Consider the following 19298-nt stretch of genomic DNA (forward strand, 5'->3'; position numbering starts at 1 on the left):
GGCTCCGATCTCTACAGCGAACGCTGCAACAACACCTTGCCGCTGTCGGCGGCGACCACTTGCACGGCGGCGATCTGGTCGACCGGGGTCGAGATCGCGCCCACGGGTGTCGCGGTGTGACCGGGCACGGCCACCCAGGTCGCCAGCCGCGTTTGGCTGCCGTCGCGACCCACCACGACCATCGCCAGCGTGTCATGGTGCGCGTTCAGCGGGGCCAGGCACACGCACCGAAGCGCGATGGATGTGCCCCAGTGCTGGCCGGTGACCTGGACGCTGGAGGTCAGCAGCGAGGTGCCCACCTGCGCCATCGGCTCGGCCGACGCGGTCACCTGCTGGGCGGGAGTCGACGACCAGGCCTGCAGGCCGACGAACACCCCGATCGCCAGCACCGCGGCCGCCGCGGCGGAGGCCACCCAGGTCACCACCCGGGTGCGCCGCCGGCGCCACCGCACCGCCGCCAGCAACGACGGCAGCATCTCCTCGGACATCTCCGGCGCCGGGCCGGACTCGTCGATCGCGGCCACCTCGTCGCGGTCCAGTTGCGAAAGCAGTGCCGGCACGCCGCTGAGGTCTGCGACCGCCTCACGGCAGGCCGGGCAGCGCGCCATGTGCGTCTCGAATTCGCGGCGTTGCGCGGCCGACAGCGACCCCAGCACGTATGCGGCATCCCACATCGCGTAGCGGTCTTCGGGAGGGCCGATATCGGCCACCGGCGTGTTCATTTCATCCATGTCCTTCACCCCTCAAGCCTTCGGAGCCCCTCATCGGGTAACCCCAAGTTCCTGCAGAGTGAGTCGCAACGCCCGTACGGCATAGTGTAGTCGCGACTTCACCGTTCCCTCGGCGATGCCGAGGTCTGCAGCGATCTGCGTGGTGGTCCAACCGCGGTAGTAGGACCGTTCGATCACCGCTCGGTGATCGGCGGACAGCTGGGCCATCGCGTCCGCTATCAGCAACCGGTCCAGGGCCGCGTTGACCTCGTCCGGCGTGGACTGTTCGGGCGCCCCCGAGACGTCGGTCGAACCGACGACGTTGCGGTATCGCGCGCTGCGCCGATCGTCGATGATCATGTTGCGGGCGACGGTGAACAACCACGCCCGCGCCGAGCGTTCGGTGTCCCCGACGACTTCGGGATGCTGCCACGCCCGCAGCAGCGTTTCCTGGACCACATCCTCGGACTGGCTCGTGTCCCCCGTCAGGCGCAACGCGTAGCGCCACAGAACCGCGGCGTGTTCGTCGAAAAGCGCCTTCATCAGAGCGGCTTCGGCAGCCGCTGACGCGTTCCGAGTGCCAGCCACACGAGCCACTCGATCACCTCCTGCCGGGAGAACGAGCCGAGCAGGCGCCCGGTTCAACGGCCCCGACCCGCCGCGCCCGGCTTCGCCGCGCTTGCGATCGTGGCTCGTTCAACGGCCCCGACCCGCCCCGATCCGCCGCGCCCGGCTTCGCCGCGCCTGCGATCGCGGCTCGTTCAGGCCCCCAGGGTCAGGATGCGCGGTCCGGACTCGGTGACCGCGACGGTGTGCTCCCAGTGTGCCGCCCGCGAGCCGTCGGTGGTGACGACCGTCCACTGGTCGTCGAGCACCACGGTCTTGCCGGTTCCCAGCGTCAGCATCGGCTCGATGGCCAGCACCGACCCGGGGGCCAGCTGCGGCCCGCGCCCGGGCGAGCCCTCGTTGGGCAGGAACGGGTCCATGTGCATCTGCCGGCCGATGCCGTGGCCGCCGTATCCCTCGACGATCCCGAAGGACCGCGAGTGGCGGGCCGCGGCCGCGTGCGTACCCATCTCGATGGCGTGCGATACGTCGGTCAACCGGTTGCCGGGCACCATCGCGGCGATCCCGGCCTCCAGCGATTCCCTGGTGGCCTGGGACAGCGCTTCGTCGGCCGCATCCAGGGTCCCGATCCCGAAGGTGATCGCGGCGTCGCCGTGCCAGCCGTCCAGCACGGCGCCGCAGTCGATCGATACCAGGTCACCGGAGCCCAAAACCTCTGCGGCCGAAGGGATTCCGTGGACCACCCGCTCGTTGACCGACGCGCAGATCGATGCCGGGTAGCCGTGATAGCCCAGGAACGACGGCACCGCCCCGGCGTCGCGGATCACCGATTCGGCGATCTCGTCGAGGCTCAGCGTCGATACGCCGGACACCGCGGCGGCCCGGACGGCCTGCAGCGCGGCCGCCACGACCGCGCCCGCCGCGGCCATCGCGTCGAGTTCGCCGGCGCTGCGCTGCGGCACCACCTTGCGACTCCGCAGCCGCGCCAGCGGGGTCATTTCTACTTGCCCAGCGCCTGCAGCGCGCGGGCGAACACTTCGTCCAAGGTGCCGATGGCGTCGACGGTCTTGAGTTCGTCGCGGTAGTAGTCCAGCAGCGGGGCGGTCTCGTCCCGGTAGACCTTCATCCGGTTCAGGATGACGTCGTCGGTGTCGTCGGCGCGGCCGCGCGACTTGAGCCGCTGCAGCAGCTCGTCCTGGGAGACCCGGAACTCCAGCACCGCGTCGATGTCGGTGCCGCGGCGTTCGAGCATCTCGTGCAGCGCCTTGGCCTGCTGCAGCGACCGCGGGAACCCGTCCAGGATGAAGCCGTTGGCCGCGTCCGGGTCGCTCAACCGGTCGTCGACGAGCTGGTTGGTCAGCTCCGAGGGCACCAGGTCACCGGCGTCCAGGTAGCGCTTGGCCTCCAGGCCCAGTTTGGTGCCGTTCTCGATGTTGCTGCGGAACAGCTCACCGGTGGAGATTTGCGGGATCCCCAGCTTTTCGGAGAGCTTCTGCGCCTGCGTCCCCTTGCCCGCCCCCGGCGGACCCAGCAAAACGACTCTCACTTGAGGAACCCTTCATAGTTGCGCTGCATGAGCTGACTCTCGATCTGCTTGACCGTATCCAAGCCCACGCCAATCATGATCAACACCGCGGTGCCGCCGAACGGCAGGTTCTGTACCGCCCCGCCGTTGCCGATCTGCAAGAACAGGTTGGGCAGCACCGAGATCGCACCGAGGTAGATCGAACCCGGCAACGTGATCCGGCTCAGCACGAACCGCAGGTAATCGGCGGTCGGCTTGCCCGGCCGGATCCCGGGGATGAACCCGCCGAACTTCTTCATCTCGTCGGCGCGCTCATCGGGGTTGAAGGTGATCGACACGTAGAAGTACGTGAAGAAGATGATCAGCCCGAAATAGATGCCGATGTAGACGGGGTCGCTGGGGTCGGACAGGTAGCTGCCGACGAACTTGTCCCACCAGCTGTTGCCCACGCCGCCGCTGCCGCTGCGGATCAGCTGGGTGATCAGGTGCGGGATATAGATGAGCGAGGACGCGAAGATCACCGGGATGACACCGGCCTGGTTGACCTTGAGCGGCAGATACGTCGACGTGCCGCCGTACATCCGGCGGCCGACCATGCGCTTGGCGTATTGCACCGGGATGCGCCGCTGGCCCTGCTCGACGAACACCACGCCGACGATGATGATCAGCGCGGCGATGAGCACGGCGGTGAAGATCATGCCGCCTCGGCTGTCCAGGATGGTCTTGCCCTCGGCGGGGATGCGGGCCGCGATGCCGACGAAGATCAGCAGCGACATGCCGTTGCCGATGCCGCGTTCGGTGATCAGCTCACCCATCCACATCACCAGGGCCGCGCCGCCGGTCATCACCAACACGATGACGATCAGCGTCAAGATGCTCTGGTCGGCGATGATGTCCAGCGAGCAGCCCTGCAGCAGCCCCCCGTTGGCGGCCAGCGCCACGATGCTCGTGGCCTGCAGGATCGCCAGCGCGATCGCCAGATAACGGGTGTACTGCGTCATCTTGGCCTGGCCGGACTGGCCCTCCTTGCGCAGTTCCTCGAACCGCGGGATGACCACCGTGAGCAGCTGGACGATGATGCTGGCGGTGATGTAGGGCATCACGCCCACCGCGAACACCGTGAGTTTGAGCAGCGCCCCGCCGGAGAACAGGTTGATCAGCGAATAGATCTGTCCGGCCGCGCCGCCGCTGGCCTCTTTGATGCACTGCTGGACGTTCGGATAGTTGACGCCCGGGGACGGCAGCGCGGCGCCGACCCGGTACAAGACGACGATGCCAAGCGTGAAGAGGATCTTCCGTCTCAGGTCGACTGTCCGCAGCGATGAGATGAAAGCGGAAAGCAACTCTTCCTCCTGCGCAGCCGGGGGTTTCCTGCATCACGCGCCCAACTCCCGCAGGCCAGGACGTACGGCGTCGCGCGTCGAACCGTGTACGAGACTAACAGCTGGTCCGGTCAGGTCCGGTCAGGGCCTTTCCCGCGGCCACCGGAAATGCTCGGACGGGGCCCCGGAAAAAGCACAGGAAGCCGTCAGGCCGGCGGCGTAGAGTGCGGCTGTCTCGTTGCATTTGCTAAGTAACTTGGGAGCAGTATGACACGCACCGACCAAGACAGCTGGGACTTGGCCTCGAGCGTCGGCGCCACCGCCACGATGGTCGCCGCGGCCCGCGCGCTGGCCAGCGGGGGAGCCAATCCGATCATCAACGACCCGTTCGCCGCGCCGTTGGTGCGGGCGGTCGGCCTGGATTTCTTCCGCCGTCTGGTCGACGGCGAGGTCACCGAGCCCGAGGGCGACGGGGCGGCCGGAGGCGGCGCGAAGGAGCTGGCGCTGGAGACCGATTCGATGGCGGTGCGCACCCGCTTCTTCGACGACTTCTTCCTCAATGCCGCCCGCGACGGGATTCGCCAATCGGTGATCCTGGCCGCCGGCCTCGACGCCCGCGCCTACCGGCTGGGCTGGCCGCCCGGCAGCGTGGTGTACGAGGTCGACCAGCCCAAGGTCGTCGAGTTCAAGAGCGCCACCCTGGCCAGCCTGGGCGCCTCCCCGGCCGCGGACCGGCGGACCGTCGGCATCGACCTGCGGGAGGACTGGCCGGCGGCGTTGCGCGGCAGCGGCTTTGACGTGACGCGGCCGACGGCGTGGAGTGCCGAGGGCCTGCTGATGTACCTGCCGCCCGACGCGCAGGACCGGCTCTTCGACAACATCACCGCGCTCAGCGCGCCCGGCAGCAAGCTGGCCACCGAATATCACCCCGACAACGGGACGACGATGTCGCAACGCGCGCGGGAGTTCAACGACAGGTGGGCGAAAGTCGGCTGCGACATCGACCTTTCCGGGCTGTTCTTCGACGGCGAGCGCAGCAACGTCGTCGACTACCTCACCGGCCGGGGATGGCGGGTGAGCACCCGGCCACGGCGCGATCTGTTCGGCGACTACGGCCTGGAATTCCCCGACGATGACGAGGCGGCCCAGCACCCCAACATCGTTGCGGTCACCGCGACATTGGGCTCATAACCGCGCGCTCAGCCGGGGGGTTTGGCCGCCGGTGCGCGCACGACCATCGGGACCGCGGGGAAACACCACGCCATCTCCGAGCGCGACTTGCGCAGGGCAGCGGTGCCGTAGCCCCGCTTGCGGTAATCGGGGTGAATCCAGATCCGCACGTTGACCTCGCCGCGGACCAGCTCGCCGAACACCATGCCGACCTTCTGGCCGGAGTCGACGGCCACGAACCACGCGGCCTCCTCGTCGTCGACGCGCCCGAGGGCCGCGCTGATCTCGTCGTCCAGGCTGCCGGCCGGCCCGCCCGAGCCGTCGCCGGCCGCGCCGATCTCCTCGGTGCGCACGGCGAAGATGTCGCGGTCGGTGGCGGCGGAGAAGGGCCGCAGCTCCAGGGTCTCCCCCGAGCTCGCCGGGCGCTCGCCCAGGGTGAAGCTCAGCTGCTTGTTGAGGTCTTCGAGTTCGGCGAGGATCTTGCGGCGCGAGTCGATGGTGAGTTGATCGAACGACATGCCCATCACCGCCTCGGCGGCCAGGTGGGAGGTGTCGAGCAGCCGGACGATCGCCTCCACCGCGGCCGCCCTGTTCTCTGATTCCACGATGGCGTCGGCGATTTCGTGCCGCCGCTCCACGGCTTTCGACAGGGCGTCGGCGATTTCCCGGCGGGTGGCTTTGCGGTCGTGGTCGGTCATTGCACCAGCCTAGAACGGCGGTGGTGCCACCGCGCCACATCGGCGCTCTGCCATCTGTAGGAAGCGGTGGTAGCGGTCCTCGACCGCCGCCGCCCATACGGGATCGGGCTCGACGACGCGCTCGGTGCGCACCCACCGGGCGGCGTCGGCGATCGTCGTCTCCAGGCCGGCGGCCATGCGGGCGAGGAAGGCGGCCCCCAGCGCGGCCCCCTCCGCCACCGCGGACACCTCGACGGGGCGCCCGGTGGCGTCGGCGATGGCCTGCAGCCACGGCCCGACCCGGGTGCCGCCGCCGGTGGCCACGATGCGCGACACCGGCGCGGCGGACAGTTCGATGAGCTGGCGCACCACGAAGCCCGACGCCTCGTAGGCGGCCCGCCGCAGCGCGGCGGCGTCGTGGGTCAGATCCAGCGCCTCGAGCAGGCCGCGGCGGTCCGGGTCGTGGAACGGGCTGCGCTCGCCGCGCAGGTAGGGCGACCACACCGGTACGCGGCCGGGTTCGACGGCCGTCGGATCCGCTTGCGCCACAACGCGATCCACCCAGCCGAGGAACAGCCCGCCGGCGTTGCTCGCCCCGCCGATCTGACTCTTGCCGGGCGTGGTGTGGGGAATGGTCCACAGCCCTGGCATCTGCCGGGGCTCGGAAATGGTCGTCCACACGATCAGCGTGGTGCCGCACATCACCAGCACGTCGCCGTCGCGGTCGGCGCCGGCCACGATCTGTTCGCACAGCGCGTCGATCGCGCCGGTGGCCAGCGCGGCGCCGCTGCCCCGCACCTCCCCGACGACGGCCCCCATGCTTTCCACCCGCGGCATCTGCTCGATGCGGGCGCCGCGCTCGGCACACGCGGCGGGGTCCCAGCCGGTCCCGTCGAACAGGGGGAACGCCGTGGCGGCGGTGGCGATGTCGATCACGGCGTCGCCGGCCAGCGCGTGGTTGGCCACCGCCGGCGCGGGCCAGTAGCCGGCGGCGTCGGGCTCCTGCGCGGCCGTCCACCGCAGGAACTCCGCCGCCTCGCCGAGCGCGGGCAGGGGCTGCGCGTCCCCGCCGGGGGTGCGGCCCCGGCCGTCGCCGTACAGCAGCCCCGGCGTGATCGGCGTGCCCGTCGCGTCGACGGCGGTCATCGACGGCACCATCGCCGAGACGGCCACCGCCGCGACATCGGTCCGGTCGGCCAGTTCGGCCAGGGCCGCCGACGGCCCCCGCCGCCACGCCTCGTCGGCGTCGTGCTCGAGGCGGTCGGCCGCCGGGACCCGCAGCGCGTGGGGGATGCGCACCCGCGCCGCCACGTTGCCGTCGGCGTCGGCGGCTATCGCCTTGACCGCGGTGCTGCCGACGTCGATGCCGATTGTGACGTCTATGCGTGACACGGGCGTCACCGTACGCCAGCATTGGCATTCGTGACGTCCAAACCGCGCGCCTTGGTCACGGCCCCGATGCGGGGCCCGGGCTTCGCCAAGCTGCGGGAACTGGCCGACGTGATCTATGACCCCTGGATCGAGCAGACCCCGCTGCGCATCTACAGCGCCGAGCAGCTGGCCGAACGGATCGCGAGCGAGGGCGCCGAAATCGTGGTGGTGGAAAGCGATTCGGTGCGCGGCCCGGTGTTCGCCCAGGGGTTGCGCGCGATCGCCTCCACCCGCGGCGACCCCAACAACGTCGACATCGCCGGGGCCACCGCGGCCGGCATCCCGGTGCTGAACACCCCGGCCCGCAACGCCGACGCCGTCGCCGAGATGACGGTGGCGCTGCTGCTGGCCGCCACCCGCCACGTGCTGCCCGCGGACGCGGATGTGCGCAGCGGCAACATCTTTCGCGACGGCAGCATCCCCTATCAGCGTTTCCGCGGCGGCGAGATCGCGGGGCGCACCGCCGGGCTGGTGGGCCTGGGCGCCGTCGGCCGCGCCACCCAGTGGCGGCTGTCCGGGTTGGGCCTGCGGGTCATCGCGCACGACCCGTACAACCCCGACGCGCGCCACAGCCTCGACGAGCTGCTGGCCGAGGCCGACATCGTGTCGCTGCACGCGCCGGTCACCGATGACACGGCCGGCATGATCGGCGCCGGGCAGTTCGCGGCCATGCGCGACGGCGTGGTCTTCCTCAATACCGCCCGCGCCCAGCTGCACGACACCGACGCGCTCGTCGACGCCCTGGTCGCGGGCAAGGTGGCCGCCGCCGGCCTGGATCACTTCGCCGGCGAATGGCTGCCGGCCGACCATCCGCTCGTGGGGATGGCAAACGTCGTGCTGACCCCGCACATCGGCGGCGCGACCTGGAACACCGAGGCCCGGCAGGCGCAGATGGTGGCCGACGACCTCGAGGCGCTGCTGAAGGGTGACGCGCCCGCCCATCTCGTCAACCCGGAGGTACTAGGCCCATGAAATTCGTCGAGAACGCGGAGACCGCGGTGCTGGACGCGGCCAAGGACATGCTGCGCCGGGGCCTGGTGGAGGGCACCGCCGGCAACATCTCGGCGCGCCGCGCCGACGGCAACATCGTCATCACCCCGTCTTCCGTCGACTACCGCGACATGCAGCTCGACGACCTCGTGCTGGTCGATCCGGGCGGCTCGGTGCTGCAGGCGGCCGATGGCCGGTCGCCGTCCTCGGAGATGCAGTTGCACCTGGCCTGCTTTGCCGCGTTCGACGACATCGGCAGCGTCATTCACAGTCATCCGGTGTGGGCGACCATGTTCGCCATCGCCCACCAACCGATCCCGGCGTGCATCGACGAGTTCGCGGTGTATTGCGGCGGGGACGTCCGGTGCACCGATTACGCCGCGTCCGGGACCGCCGACGTGGGTACCAACGCGGTCGCCGCGCTCGAGGGCCGCGCCGCCGCCCTGATCGCCAACCACGGCCTGGTGGCGGTGGGACCGCGGCCCGACAAGGTTTTACATGTCACCGCGCTGGTGGAGCGCACCGCCCAAATCGTTTGGGGCGCACGCGCTCTCGGGGGGCCGGTGCCGATCCCCGAGGACGTCAACAAAAACTTCGCCGCGGTCTACGGTTATCTGCGGGCCAACGCCTGATGCGGCGGTTCCGGCTCGGCCGCGCCACCCTGGCGCGGGTAGTCGAACTGCGATTCTCGTTGGGCGCCAAGTCTTTTCCCCATATCCCGCCGTCGGGGTGGCACGACAATGCCGACCTGCTGGTGCCCGACTTCTTCGATCCCGACACCGATCAGTGGCACATCGCGATCCAGAGCTGGGTCATTCAGGTCGACGGCCTGACGGTCATCGTCGACACCGGCGTCGGCAACGATCGGCTGCGCCCGCACATGCCGCCCTTGGACCACCTGAACACGGCGTTCTTGGCCGCGCTGCGTTCGGCGGGCGTCGAGCGCGACGCCGTCGACGTGGTGGTCAACACCCACATGCACTCCGACCACGTCGGCTGGAACACCATGCTGGACAACGGCACCTGGGTGCCGACGTTCCCCAACGCCCGGTACCTGCTGCCCGCCGCCGACTATCGCCACTTCGAACCCGACGGGCCCGCCGCGCGGCGGTCGCCGCGCACCGAAGCCGAAGCTGCCCAGCAGCGCGGCGACCAGCTGGTGTTCGCGGACAGCGTGTTACCCATCGACGCTGCGGGGCAACTGATCCGGTGGTCGGACGACTACGCGGTCAGCGATTCGCTGCGGCTGCGGCCCGCCCCCGGGCACACGCCGGGCTCCTCGGTGCTCTGGCTGGACGCGGGCCAACCCGCGGTCTTCGTCGGTGATCTCACCCACAGCCCGTTGCAGGTGCGTCGCCCCGGCGACGCGTGCGCCTTCGACATCGACGCCGCCGCGGCCGCAGTGACCCGCCGCCGCATCTTCACCGAGGCCGCGCAGGCGACAGCGACGGTGATACCCGCGCACTACCCCGGCCGCGGCGGCGCGACGATCCGCGCGCTCGGCGACGAATTCGAAGTCGGTGAGTGGCTGGACATTCCAGCCCTGTGACGTGCGAGGTCACCGCTGATCGATCGCCACCTTGACCGCGCCGCTCTCGCCCTGATCGGCGAGCGCCCAGAAAGCGTCGCGCCACCGCGCCAACCCGAAGGTATGGGTGAGCATGGGACGCAGGTCGACGCGTCCGGCGCCGGCCAGGTCGAGGTAGTGGGCGATGGCGTGCTTGCGCTGCCCGTCGACCTCCTCGACGCCGAAGGCGTTGGAGCCCACCAGGGAAACCTCTTTGAAGTAGAGCGGGCTGTCCTCCCAGCGGCCGGGCGCGTGCACGCCGGCCTTCACCAGGGTGCCCCGCGAGCGCAGGACCCGGACGCCCACCTCGAAGGTCTCGGGCTTTCCGATCGTGTCGTAGACGACGTCGACCGCGCCGGGGTGGGCCATCGGCAGGCCCAGCAGCGGCCGGCGCAGCCGGCCACCGCCCCACGCCACGAGCTCCTCGATGAGGTCCGAACGCGGCTCGTGGGCAAGGACTTTCGCGGCGCCGAACCGGCGGGCCAGCTCGGCCTGGGCACCGAAACGGGCTATCACGGCCACGGCCACGTCGGGATACAGCGCCCGCAGGATCGCGACCGCGCACAAACCCAGCGAGCCGGCCCCGTACACCAGCACCGGGCCCGTATCGGGCGGAGGGTGGCGGGTGACCGCGTGCAGGGACACCGAGAACGGGTCGGCGAACACGGCCGCCTCGTCGGGGATCGAGTCCGGAACCGCGAACAGCATGCTGTCGTGGGCGGGCATCAATTCGGCGTAGCCGCCCGTCACGTCGGCCGAGACGCCGGTGTGGATGCCGGGGCTCAGGGCGCCGTCGGTGAAGCTCCAGCACAGGCTGTAGTCGCCGGCCTGACACGCCGGGCAGGGCGGCGCGATGCCCCGCGGCCCGCAGGACAGCCACGGGTTGAGCACCACCCGCTGCCCCACCTGCAGGCCGCGCGCCCTGGGGCCCAGCGCCACCACGTCGGCCACCACCTCGTGGCCCAGGACTTGCGGGAACGAACAGAACGCGGACATGGCGTTGTCGGCGTCGCCTTCGCCGAAGTCCATCAGGATCTGCTTGGAATCCGACCCGCAGATGCCGGTCAGCCGCGGCCGGGTGAGCACCCAGTCCTCCTGCGGCAGTTGCGGATCCGGCACCTCGCGCAGCGCGGTCGGGGTGCGGGCCAGGTTCTGGGTGAGCGCGTTGGCGCGCTCGGGCACCTCGAAGGGCTCCGGTGGCACGCCGTAGACCAGCGCCCTCATGGCGCCGCCAGCCCCGCCGCCCCGGCGATGAACGCGTCGAGGTCGGCGTTCTTGGCGTCGACGACCGGTTTCATGTCCGGCACGTAATGCTCGAAGCCCTCGGTGCCCAGGGCGGCGAGGATGCCGTCGGCCACCTCGTCGGCGGAAACCTTGGGACCCCGGTAGAGGGGTTCCTCGCTGCCCGGGTGATCCCAGATCTCCGTGTCCACCGGGCCGGGCTCGATCAGCTTCACCGCGATAGGTGTGCCGTGCAGGTCCACGGCCATCGCCTCGCTCCAGCCACACAGCGCGAATTTGCTTGCACAGTAGGCGCTTTCGTGGATTATCCCGAGCCGGCCGCCGACACTGGACACGTTGACGATCATGCCCGATCCCCGCTCGCGCATCCGCGGCAACAGGGCCAGCGTCAGCCGCATCGGGGCGAAGAAGTTGACCCGCATGACCTCTTCGACCTCGTCGGGATCCAGCGCGGTGACCGGGCGCCGCTTCGGGACGGCCGCGTTGTTGATCAGCACGTCGATGCCCCCGAGCGTGTCCCAGGCGGTCGCCGCCAGGTCACGCAGCGCGGAGGTGTCGGCCAGGTCGGCGACCCACATCGCCGATCCCGGGGCGGTACGCCGGCAGTCGGCCAGGACCTCGGCCAGCCGATCCCGGCGGCGCGCGACCAGCCCGACCACTGCGCCACCGCCGGCCAGACGCCGGGCCAGGGCCGCGCCCAGACCCGACGAAGCGCCCGTGATCAGCACCCGCTCGTACGCCATCAGTAAAGGTTGCCGCGAATCGCGGGAAGCGTACAGTGGGGGAAGCTTGTTATATCGGCTAAATATTAGATTGACTACCTCCGATAGGGGCACCACCATGACTTCCACCAGGTACGAGGGCGACACCTGGGACCTCGCCTCCAGCGTCGGCGTGACCGCCACCATGGTCGCGGCGGCCCGGGCGATGGCCACCCGCGCCGAGAGCCCGCTGATCAACGACCCGTTCGCCGAGCCGCTGGTCAAGGCGGTCGGAGTCGACCTGCTCTCCCGGCTGGCCAGCGGCGAGCTCGACCCGGCCGAGCTGAACGACGTCCACGACGGCGCCGCCAGCTCCGCCGGGGCAATGTCGCGGATGGCCGACAACATGGCCGTGCGCACCAAGTTCTTCGACGAATTCTTCATGGACGCCACGAACGCGGGCATCAAGCAGGCGGTGATCCTGGCCTCCGGGCTGGACGCGCGGGCCTACCGGTTGGCGTGGCCGGCCGGGACGGTGGTCTACGAGGTGGACCAGCCGCAGGTCATCGAATTCAAGACCCGCTCGCTGGCCGAGCTGGGCGCCGCCCCCACCGCCGAGCGGCGCGTGGTGGCCGTCGACCTGCGCGACGACTGGCCCACAGCGCTCAAGGACGCCGGATTCGATCCCGCCCAGCCGACGGCGTGGAGCGCCGAGGGCCTGCTCGGCTACCTGCCGCCGGAGGCACAGGATCGCCTGCTGGACACCATCACCGAGCTCAGCGCGCCGGGCAGCCGGCTGGCCACCGAGAGCGCGCCCAACCCCGCACCCGGCGACGACGAGAAGCTCAAGGAGCGCATGCAGGCGATCTCCGAGCGCTGGCGCGCGCACGGCTTCGATCTCGACATGGCGGGGCTGGTCTACTTCGGCGACCGCAACGAGGCCGCCCCCTACCTGGCCGCTCACGGGTGGCGCCTGAACAGCGCCAGCATCCGGGATCTGTTCGCCGCCAACGGGCTTGACCCGCTCGGCGACGACGACATGCGGATGGGCGAGATGCTCTACACGAGCGGCACCTATGAGTGAGGGGCGCGCCGAGGGCGACAGCTGGGGGCCGGCACACAGCGTGGGGGCGACGGCGACCATGGTCGCCGCGTCCCGCGCGGTCGCGTCGAAGGGTCCCGACGCGCTGCTCGACGATCCGCTGGCCGACCCGCTGGTCCGCGCCGTCGGCCTGGATCCCTTCATCCGGATCATCGACGGCGAGATCGACTTCGAGGACGACCCGCTGTTCAACCGCCGGGCGCGGGCCGAGCAGATCACGGTGCGCACCAGGTTTTTCGACGACTTCTTCCTGGACGCGACGAACGCGGGCATCAAGCAGGCGGTCATCCTGGCCTCCGGCCTGGACACCCGGGCCTACCGCCTGCGGTGGCCGGCGGGAACCGTGGTCTACGAGATCGACCAGCCCGACGTCATCGCCTTCAAGACCGACACGCTGGCCGGCCTCGGCGCCGCCCCCACCGCGCAGCGCCGCACGATCAGCATCGACCTGCGCGACGACTGGCCGGCGGCCTTGCGCGACGGTGGTTTTGACGTCACCCAGCCGACCGCCTGGAGCGCCGAGGGGCTGCTGCCCTACCTGCCGCCCGAGGCGCAGGACCGGCTGTTCGACAACATCACCGCGCTGTCCGCGCCGGGCAGCCGGGTGGCGACCGAACACGTGCCCGACCCCGACGCGTTCTCCGACGAGCGCCTGCGCCGCATCTCCGAGCGGTGGCAGCGCTTCGGCTTCGACCTGAATGCGGCCGACCTGTTCTACCGGGGCGAGCGCAACGTCGTCGTCGACTACCTGAACGGCCATGGCTGGCAGGTGAGCGCGCATCCCGCCCGGGAACTATACGCCCGCAACGGGTTTGAGTTTCCCGAGGACGAGATGGCGGCCACCTTCGGTGAGCTGAGCTACGTCGCCGCGACGCTCGAGTAAGGTTTTTCCCATGCCACGCACTCACGACGACAACTGGGATCTGGCGTCCAGCGTCGGCGCCACCGCGACGATGGTCGCGGCGGGGCGGGCGATGGCGACGAAGGATCCGCGGGGTCTGATCAACGATCCGTTCGCCGAGCCGCTGGTGCGGGCGGTCGGGGTGGAATTCTTCACCAAGATGATGGACGGCGAGCTCGACATCGATGCGATCGAGAACGCCTCGTCGGTGCGCGTTCAGGCGATGATCGACGGAATGACGGTGCGCACCAGGTACTTCGACGACTATTTCATGGACGCCGTCGGCGCCGGCGTGCGTCAGGTGGTGATCCTGGCCTCCGGGCTGGACGCGCGCGCCTACCGGTTGCCGTGGCCGGACGGCACGGTCGTCTACGAGATCGACCAGCCCCAGGTGATCGAGTTCAAAACCAGCACGCTGGCCGGCATCGGCGCCGAGCCGACCGCCGATCGGCGCACCGTCGGCATCGACCTGCGGGCGGACTGGCCGACCGCGCTGAAGGACGCCGGGTTCGATACGACCGCACCGACGGCGTGGCTGGCCGAGGGCCTGCTGATCTACCTGCCGCCGGACGCCCAGGACCGGCTGTTCGACAACATCACCGCGCTCAGCGCGCCCGGCAGCACCATCGCCACCGAATTCGTGCCCGGCATCGTGGATTTCGACGCCGAGAAGGTGCGGGAGATGTCCGGTTCGTTCCGGGACCACGGCGTGGACATCGACATGGCGTCGCTGGTCTACACCGGCGACCGCAACCATGTCGTGGACTACCTGTCGAGCACCGGGTGGCACGCCGAGGGCGTGACCCGCACCGAGCTTTTCGAGCGCGGCGGGTTCGACGTGCGCGCCCCGGAGGACGACGACCCGCTCGGTGAGATCGTCTTCATCAGCGGCAGGCTCGGCGGCTAGCTAAACCCTAGAGCCGCCAGGGCCCCGCCCACAGCGCGCTGGCGCCGCTGACGGACCGTTCGACGTTGTCCACGATGCCGCCGATGGTGCGGCCCAGCAGCGCCCCCAGCGCGTCGGGCAGCGACGCGGCGGCCGGCTGCGAGGACGCCCGGGGCCGAAGCATGTCCAGCAGCGAACCGCCCGGGTAGGTGACGATGCGCACGTCGGCGTCCTCGTCCAGTCCGGCAAGGATTTTCGCGCGCCGCAGCGCGGTTCGGAACCCGCCCAGCTCGTCGACCAGGCCCCGCTCCAGCGCGTCGGCGCCGGTCCAGACCCGGCCCCGCGCGACCCGGTCGACGGCGTCTTTGGTCAGGTTGCGCCCGTCGGCCACCCGCGCCACGAAGTCGGCGTACAGCAGGTCGGCCTCGGCCTCCCGGTGGGCGCGCTGCTCCGGCGTGAACGGCGTGTCGATCGCCCAGGCGTCGGCGTTGGCGTTGGTGCGCACGGTGTCCGAGCCGACGCCCAGCCGCCCCAGCAGATCACGGATCACCAGCTTGCCGGTGAGCACGCCGATCGAACCGGTGATCGTCGCGGGGCTGGCGACGACCGCGTCGGCCGCCACGGCGATGTAGTAACCGCCGGAGGCGGCGACCGACCCCATCGACGCCACCACCGGCTTGCCCCGTTTGCGGGCCTTTTTCACCTCGCGCCACAGGGTTTCCGACGCGGTGACCGAGCCGCCGGGGCTATTGACGCGCACCACGATCGCCGACACCGAATCGTCGGCGGCGGCCTCCCGCAGCGCCGGCGCTATGGTGTCGCTGCCGACCGTGGAGGTGCCGAACGGCAGGAACTGGGGTCCACCGCGCCCGTCGACGATCGTGCCGTCGACGTTGATGACGGCCACCGTCGGCTTGGGCCGGCGACCGGGCACCGACGGCGCCGGCGGGATCAGCCGCGACCGTGCCGCGCCGGCGTAGCGCGACAGATACAGCCGCGGCGGCGCATTCTCCTCCGAAACATCTTTCACGCCAACCAGTTCCGCGATGCGGTCATAGGCTTCGTCCCGGAATCCGATACGGTCGACCAGGCCCGAGGACACGGCCTCCTCGCGCAACAGCGGGGCGCGATCGGCCAGGGCGTCCAGGGCGGCGGCGTCGAGCTTGCGTGATGTCCCCACCGCTTCCCACACCTGCTCCCGGATGCTCTCGAGCATCCGGGTGACGGCCTCGCGGTGGGCCTCGGTGAAGCCGTGCTCGGTGAAACGGTTTGCCGCCGACTTGTATTCGCCGCGCGCGACGACTTCGGCTTCGATGCCGGCCTTGTCGAACGCGTCGCGTAAAAAGGTGGCGTTGCTGGCGAAGCCGATCAGCCCGACGCTTCCCGCCGGCTGCATCCAGACCTCGCCGAAGGCCGAGGCCAGGTAGTACGACAACGTGCCCGGGTAGGTCTCGGCCCAGGCCAGTGACGGCTTGGCGGCGGTGAACGCGACGATGGCCTCGCGCAGCTCCTGCACCGCGGCCGACGGCGACGCCGTCAGTTGCACGCGGGCGATCAGCCCGGCGACCCGCGGATCCTCGGCCGCCCGGTAGATGGCGGACACCGTGTCGCGCAGCGACACCGGACGGCTCCCGCCGGTGATCATCGCCAGCGGGTCGAACCCCGACGTCTCCGGCGGCATTGAGCGCAGATCCAATTCGAGCACGCAGCCGTTGGGCACGCCGTGATGACGTGCGGTGTCGACCCGGTCGGCCAGCGCGCGCACCTCGTCCGCGCCTTTTGACAAACCGGGTATCGAGGGCAGGAAAGCGAACATGCCTGCAGACTACCGACCGGCCACCGTACGGTGGTCCGGTGAGGTTTTCCATCGCCATCCCGCAGTTCGACTACGAGACGTTCGACGCGGCGGGGCTGCGGTCCTTTCTCACCCGCGCCGAGGAGCTTGGGTTCGAGGGTGGCTGGGTGCTCGAACAGATCATCGGACCCGCGCCGCTGCTGGCCCCGATGGAGCTACTGGCCTATTGCGCCGCCTGCACCGAGCGGCTGCGCCTGGGCGTCGGCGTGCTGGTGACGTCGCTGCACGAACCGCTGCAGCTGGCCTCGGCGATCACCGCCGTCGACCGGCTCAGCCACGGCCGCCTCGACGTGGGTGTCGCCCCCGGTGGCGGGCGGCGGAAATTCGCCGCCTTCGGCGTCGACAGGGACACCTTCATCTCGTATTTCACCGAGGGCCTGGAGCTGATGAAGGCCGCCTGGTCCGACGACCCCCGGGTGACGTTCCACGGCCGCTTCCGCGAGGTCGACGACCTGCCCGTCGCGCCCAAGCCGGTGCAACGACCGCACCCGCCGATCTGGTTCGGGGGCCTCGCCCCGAAGGCCCTGGCCCGCGCCGTGCGGCACGGCGATTCGTTCCTGGGCGCCGGCTCGTCGACCACCGAGTCGTTCGCCGGGGCCGTCGCCGTCGTGCGCCGCGAGCTCGACGCGCAACACAAGGACCCCGCCGGGTTCACCATCGCCAAGCGGGTCTACCTGACGGTCGACGACGACGCCGCCAGGGCGCGGGAACGCGTGCTCGCCGGGCTGGATCGCATCTACGGGCGGATGCCCGGCGTGCAGGACGTGCCGGTCTCCGGCACCCCCGACGACGTGGCCCGCGGGCTGCGCGAGGTCATCGACGCCGGGGCGCAGATGCTGTTACTGAATCCCGTCGGCATCGACGCGAGCGAGAACCGCGAGCAGATGGAACGCCTTGCCGCGGAAGTGATTCCGCAGCTGAGTTAGGACAGCTCGGTGGCCGAGCCGCCGGCGGCGGTGATCTTCTCGCGTGCGCTGCCGCTGAACTTGTGCGCGGTCACCTCGACCTTGACGGTCAACTTGCCGTCGCCGAGGACCTTGATCAGCGAGTTCTTGCGAACGGCGCCCTTGGCCACCAGCTCGTCCACGCCGATCGAACCGCCTTGCGGGAAAAGCCGATTGAGGTCGCCGACGTTGACGATCTCGTACTCGGTGCGGAACCGGTTGCGGAACCCCTTGAGCTTGGGCAGCCGCATGTGGATCGGCATCTGACCACCCTCGAAGGTGGCCGGCACGTTCTTGCGCGCCTTGGTGCCCTTGGTACCGCGGCCGGCGGTCTTGCCCTTGGAGCCTTCACCGCGACCGACGCGGGTGCGGGCGGTCTTCGAGCCGCGGGCGGGTTTCAGGTCGTGCAGCTTGATAGTCACTTGGCCTCCTCTACCTCGACCAGGTGGCTGACCACCGCGATCAGGCCGCGGGTCTGCGGGTTGTCCTCGCGGATCACCGAGTGGCGGATCCGTCGCAGGCCGAGGGTGCGCAGGGACTCACGCTGCTTCCAGCGGGCCCCGATGGTGCTGCGCACCTGGGTGATCTTCAGTTGACTGCTCATGGTTGGGTCCCCGAAATCTGCGCCTCACGTGCCGCCGCACTGGCCAGCGCGTCGCTTTCCCGTCGCGCCTTGAGCATTCCGGCCGGCGCAACGTCCTCGATGGGCAGTCCGCGGCGGGCGGCAACCTCCTCGGGGCGCTGCAGCAGCTTGAGCGCGGCGACGGTCGCGTGCACCACGTTGATGGCGTTGTCACTGCCCAGCGACTTGGCCAGGATGTCGTGCACGCCAGCGCATTCCAGCACCGCGCGGGCGGCGCCGCCGGCGATCACACCGGTACCCGGGCTGGCCGGGCGCAGCAGCACCACGCCGGCGGCCGCTTCACCCTGCACCGGGTGCGTGATGGTCCCGCGGATCAGCGGCACCCGGAAGAAGCCCTTGCGGGCCTCCTCGACGCCCTTGGCGATGGCGGCGGGAACTTCCTTGGCCTTGCCGTAGCCGACGCCGACCATGCCGTTGCCGTCACCGACGATCACCAGCGCGGTGAAGCTGAATCGCCGACCACCCTTGACCACCTTGGAGACGCGGTTGATGGCGACGACCCGCTCCAGGTAGTTGCTCTTGTCGCCGTCGCGGTCGCGGCCACGACCGCCGTCGCCGCGCCGACCGCGGCTGTCGCGGTCACCGCGCGAGTCACGGCTGTCGCCGGCGCCTTGTCCGCCGGCGGGCTGCTCCGCCATTATGCGGTCCTTCCAGTCGTGTACACGTTCTCAGTCATCAGAATTGCAATCCGTTCTCGCGTGCGGCATCGGCCAGCGCCGCGATCCGTCCGCCGTAGGTGTATCCGCCGCGGTCGAAGACCACGCTGTCGATGCCGGCGGCCTTGGCGCGCTCCGCGATCAGCTGGCCCACCCGCACGCTGCGGGCTTTCTTGTCCCCCTGCAGGCTGCGCACGTCGTCCTCGATCGACGACGCGGCGGCCACCGTGGTCCCGTTCTCGTCGTTGACCAGTTGCACATGAATGTGTCGCGCGGATCGGTTGACCACCAGCCGCGGACGCTGCGGCGTGCCCTCGATCTTCTTGCGCAGCCGGGCGTGCCGGCGCAGCCGAGAGACGCGCCGAGTCGCGGATACGCTCTGCCCCACCGGCTTTCGCGCGGCGGCGCC

Annotated in this window: 22 protein-coding genes; 8 read left to right on the forward strand and 14 right to left on the reverse strand. The window is 70.3% G+C overall.

Annotation, left to right across the window (positions count from 1 at the left end):
• Nucleotides 1–11 precede the first annotated feature (11 nt).
• The 5 genes from P6281_RS21800 to secY form a co-directional block, all read right to left on the reverse strand.
• Nucleotides 12–731, reverse strand: coding sequence for an anti-sigma factor family protein (locus P6281_RS21800; protein ID WP_036429494.1), 720 nt, complete (start codon nt 729–731; stop codon nt 12–14).
• Between the two features lie 30 nt (nt 732–761).
• Entirely contained in the window at nt 762–1307 is a 546-nt protein-coding gene (locus P6281_RS21805; RefSeq protein WP_026071196.1) for a sigma-70 family RNA polymerase sigma factor, read from the reverse strand.
• 164 nt (nt 1308–1471) lie between these two features.
• Entirely contained in the window at nt 1472–2275 is an 804-nt protein-coding gene (gene map / locus P6281_RS21810) for a type I methionyl aminopeptidase (RefSeq protein ID WP_009956580.1), read from the reverse strand.
• A gap of 2 nt (nt 2276–2277) precedes the next feature.
• The gene (locus P6281_RS21815) at nt 2278–2823 is read right to left on the reverse strand and encodes an adenylate kinase (RefSeq protein ID WP_009956578.1); all 546 of its coding nucleotides are present in this window, start codon (nt 2821–2823) and stop codon (nt 2278–2280) included.
• Nucleotides 2820–4145: a preprotein translocase subunit SecY gene (secY, locus tag P6281_RS21820; RefSeq protein WP_008260543.1), complete on the reverse strand. Its 1326-nt coding sequence runs from the start codon at nt 4143–4145 to the stop codon at nt 2820–2822. The genes P6281_RS21815 and secY overlap by 4 nt, the downstream gene beginning before the upstream one ends.
• A 246-nt stretch (nt 4146–4391) precedes the next feature.
• On the opposite strand from secY, the gene P6281_RS21825 reads away from it, so the two are divergent.
• Nucleotides 4392–5315: a class I SAM-dependent methyltransferase gene (locus tag P6281_RS21825; protein ID WP_014385793.1), complete on the forward strand. Its 924-nt coding sequence runs from the start codon at nt 4392–4394 to the stop codon at nt 5313–5315.
• Between the two features lie 8 nt (nt 5316–5323).
• On the opposite strand, the gene P6281_RS21830 is transcribed toward P6281_RS21825, so the two are convergent.
• Together P6281_RS21830 and P6281_RS21835 are read right to left on the reverse strand one after the other, a co-directional pair.
• A complete protein-coding gene (locus P6281_RS21830; RefSeq protein ID WP_008260545.1) occupies nt 5324–5992 on the reverse strand; it encodes a GNAT family N-acetyltransferase in 669 nt (222 codons plus the stop codon).
• Between the two features lie 9 nt (nt 5993–6001).
• Nucleotides 6002–7363: a xylulokinase gene (locus P6281_RS21835; RefSeq protein ID WP_014381102.1), complete on the reverse strand. Its 1362-nt coding sequence runs from the start codon at nt 7361–7363 to the stop codon at nt 6002–6004.
• A 30-nt stretch (nt 7364–7393) separates the two neighbouring features.
• Here P6281_RS21835 and P6281_RS21840 point away from each other — a divergent pair, with 30 nt between their 5' ends.
• The 3 genes from P6281_RS21840 to P6281_RS21850 are packed head-to-tail and all read left to right on the forward strand — an operon-like array spanning nt 7394 to nt 9941.
• On the forward strand, nt 7394–8374 hold the full coding sequence (locus P6281_RS21840; RefSeq protein WP_041785209.1) for an NAD(P)-dependent oxidoreductase: 981 nt from the start codon (nt 7394–7396) through the stop codon (nt 8372–8374).
• Entirely contained in the window at nt 8371–9024 is a 654-nt protein-coding gene (locus P6281_RS21845) for an L-fuculose-phosphate aldolase (protein WP_014381104.1), read from the forward strand. The genes P6281_RS21840 and P6281_RS21845 overlap by 4 nt, the downstream gene beginning before the upstream one ends.
• Nucleotides 9024–9941, forward strand: coding sequence for an MBL fold metallo-hydrolase (locus P6281_RS21850; RefSeq protein WP_014942882.1), 918 nt, complete (start codon nt 9024–9026; stop codon nt 9939–9941). Before P6281_RS21845 ends, P6281_RS21850 begins: the two co-directional genes overlap by 1 nt.
• 9 nt (nt 9942–9950) lie before the next feature.
• Here the strand turns inward: P6281_RS21850 and P6281_RS21855 are convergent, their stop codons facing one another.
• Complete coding sequence (locus tag P6281_RS21855; RefSeq protein WP_014381106.1) at nt 9951–11183, reverse strand: zinc-dependent alcohol dehydrogenase; 1233 nt, start codon at nt 11181–11183, stop codon at nt 9951–9953.
• The gene (locus tag P6281_RS21860; RefSeq protein WP_014381107.1) at nt 11180–11944 is read right to left on the reverse strand and encodes an SDR family NAD(P)-dependent oxidoreductase; all 765 of its coding nucleotides are present in this window, start codon (nt 11942–11944) and stop codon (nt 11180–11182) included. The genes P6281_RS21855 and P6281_RS21860 overlap by 4 nt, the downstream gene beginning before the upstream one ends.
• Before the next feature lie 97 nt (nt 11945–12041).
• On the opposite strand from P6281_RS21860, the gene P6281_RS21865 reads away from it, so the two are divergent.
• Genes P6281_RS21865 through P6281_RS21875 form a run of 3 tightly spaced genes read left to right on the forward strand, consistent with a single transcriptional unit; the run spans nt 12042 to nt 14812 of the window.
• Nucleotides 12042–12986 carry a class I SAM-dependent methyltransferase gene (locus P6281_RS21865; protein WP_014385798.1) on the forward strand — a complete coding sequence of 315 codons (945 nt, stop codon included), beginning with the start codon at nt 12042–12044 and terminating at the stop codon, nt 12984–12986.
• On the forward strand, nt 12979–13887 hold the full coding sequence (locus tag P6281_RS21870; RefSeq protein ID WP_029383862.1) for a class I SAM-dependent methyltransferase: 909 nt from the start codon (nt 12979–12981) through the stop codon (nt 13885–13887). The genes P6281_RS21865 and P6281_RS21870 overlap by 8 nt, the downstream gene beginning before the upstream one ends.
• Nucleotides 13888–13897: 10 nt before the next feature.
• Nucleotides 13898–14812 carry a class I SAM-dependent methyltransferase gene (locus P6281_RS21875; RefSeq protein ID WP_009951877.1) on the forward strand — a complete coding sequence of 305 codons (915 nt, stop codon included), beginning with the start codon at nt 13898–13900 and terminating at the stop codon, nt 14810–14812.
• 7 nt (nt 14813–14819) lie between these two features.
• Here the strand turns inward: P6281_RS21875 and sppA are convergent, their stop codons facing one another.
• Nucleotides 14820–16607 carry a signal peptide peptidase SppA gene (gene sppA, locus P6281_RS21880; RefSeq protein WP_009951876.1) on the reverse strand — a complete coding sequence of 596 codons (1788 nt, stop codon included), beginning with the start codon at nt 16605–16607 and terminating at the stop codon, nt 14820–14822.
• Between the two features lie 38 nt (nt 16608–16645).
• Here sppA and P6281_RS21885 point away from each other — a divergent pair, with 38 nt between their 5' ends.
• The gene (locus tag P6281_RS21885; protein WP_201408841.1) at nt 16646–17572 is read left to right on the forward strand and encodes an LLM class flavin-dependent oxidoreductase; all 927 of its coding nucleotides are present in this window, start codon (nt 16646–16648) and stop codon (nt 17570–17572) included.
• Here the strand turns inward: P6281_RS21885 and rplO are convergent.
• From rplO to rplR, 4 genes are read right to left on the reverse strand one after another with little or no spacing between them, the layout of a single operon-like run.
• The gene (rplO, locus tag P6281_RS21890) at nt 17569–18012 is read right to left on the reverse strand and encodes a 50S ribosomal protein L15 (protein WP_008260595.1); all 444 of its coding nucleotides are present in this window, start codon (nt 18010–18012) and stop codon (nt 17569–17571) included. The two genes, P6281_RS21885 and rplO, sit on opposite strands and share 4 nt — an antisense overlap.
• On the reverse strand, nt 18009–18194 hold the full coding sequence (gene rpmD, locus P6281_RS21895; RefSeq protein ID WP_009951873.1) for a 50S ribosomal protein L30: 186 nt from the start codon (nt 18192–18194) through the stop codon (nt 18009–18011). The genes rplO and rpmD overlap by 4 nt, the downstream gene beginning before the upstream one ends.
• Entirely contained in the window at nt 18191–18871 is a 681-nt protein-coding gene (rpsE, locus tag P6281_RS21900; RefSeq protein WP_008260606.1) for a 30S ribosomal protein S5, read from the reverse strand. Before rpsE ends, rpmD begins: the two co-directional genes overlap by 4 nt.
• Nucleotides 18872–18908: 37 nt before the next feature.
• Nucleotides 18909–19277: a 50S ribosomal protein L18 gene (gene rplR, locus P6281_RS21905; protein ID WP_008260609.1), complete on the reverse strand. Its 369-nt coding sequence runs from the start codon at nt 19275–19277 to the stop codon at nt 18909–18911.
• Between the last annotated feature and the right edge of the window lie 21 nt (nt 19278–19298).

The organism is Mycobacterium sp. 5-140-3-2 (assembly GCF_035666375.1).
Taxonomy (GTDB): domain Bacteria; phylum Actinomycetota; class Actinomycetes; order Mycobacteriales; family Mycobacteriaceae; genus Mycobacterium; species Mycobacterium intracellulare.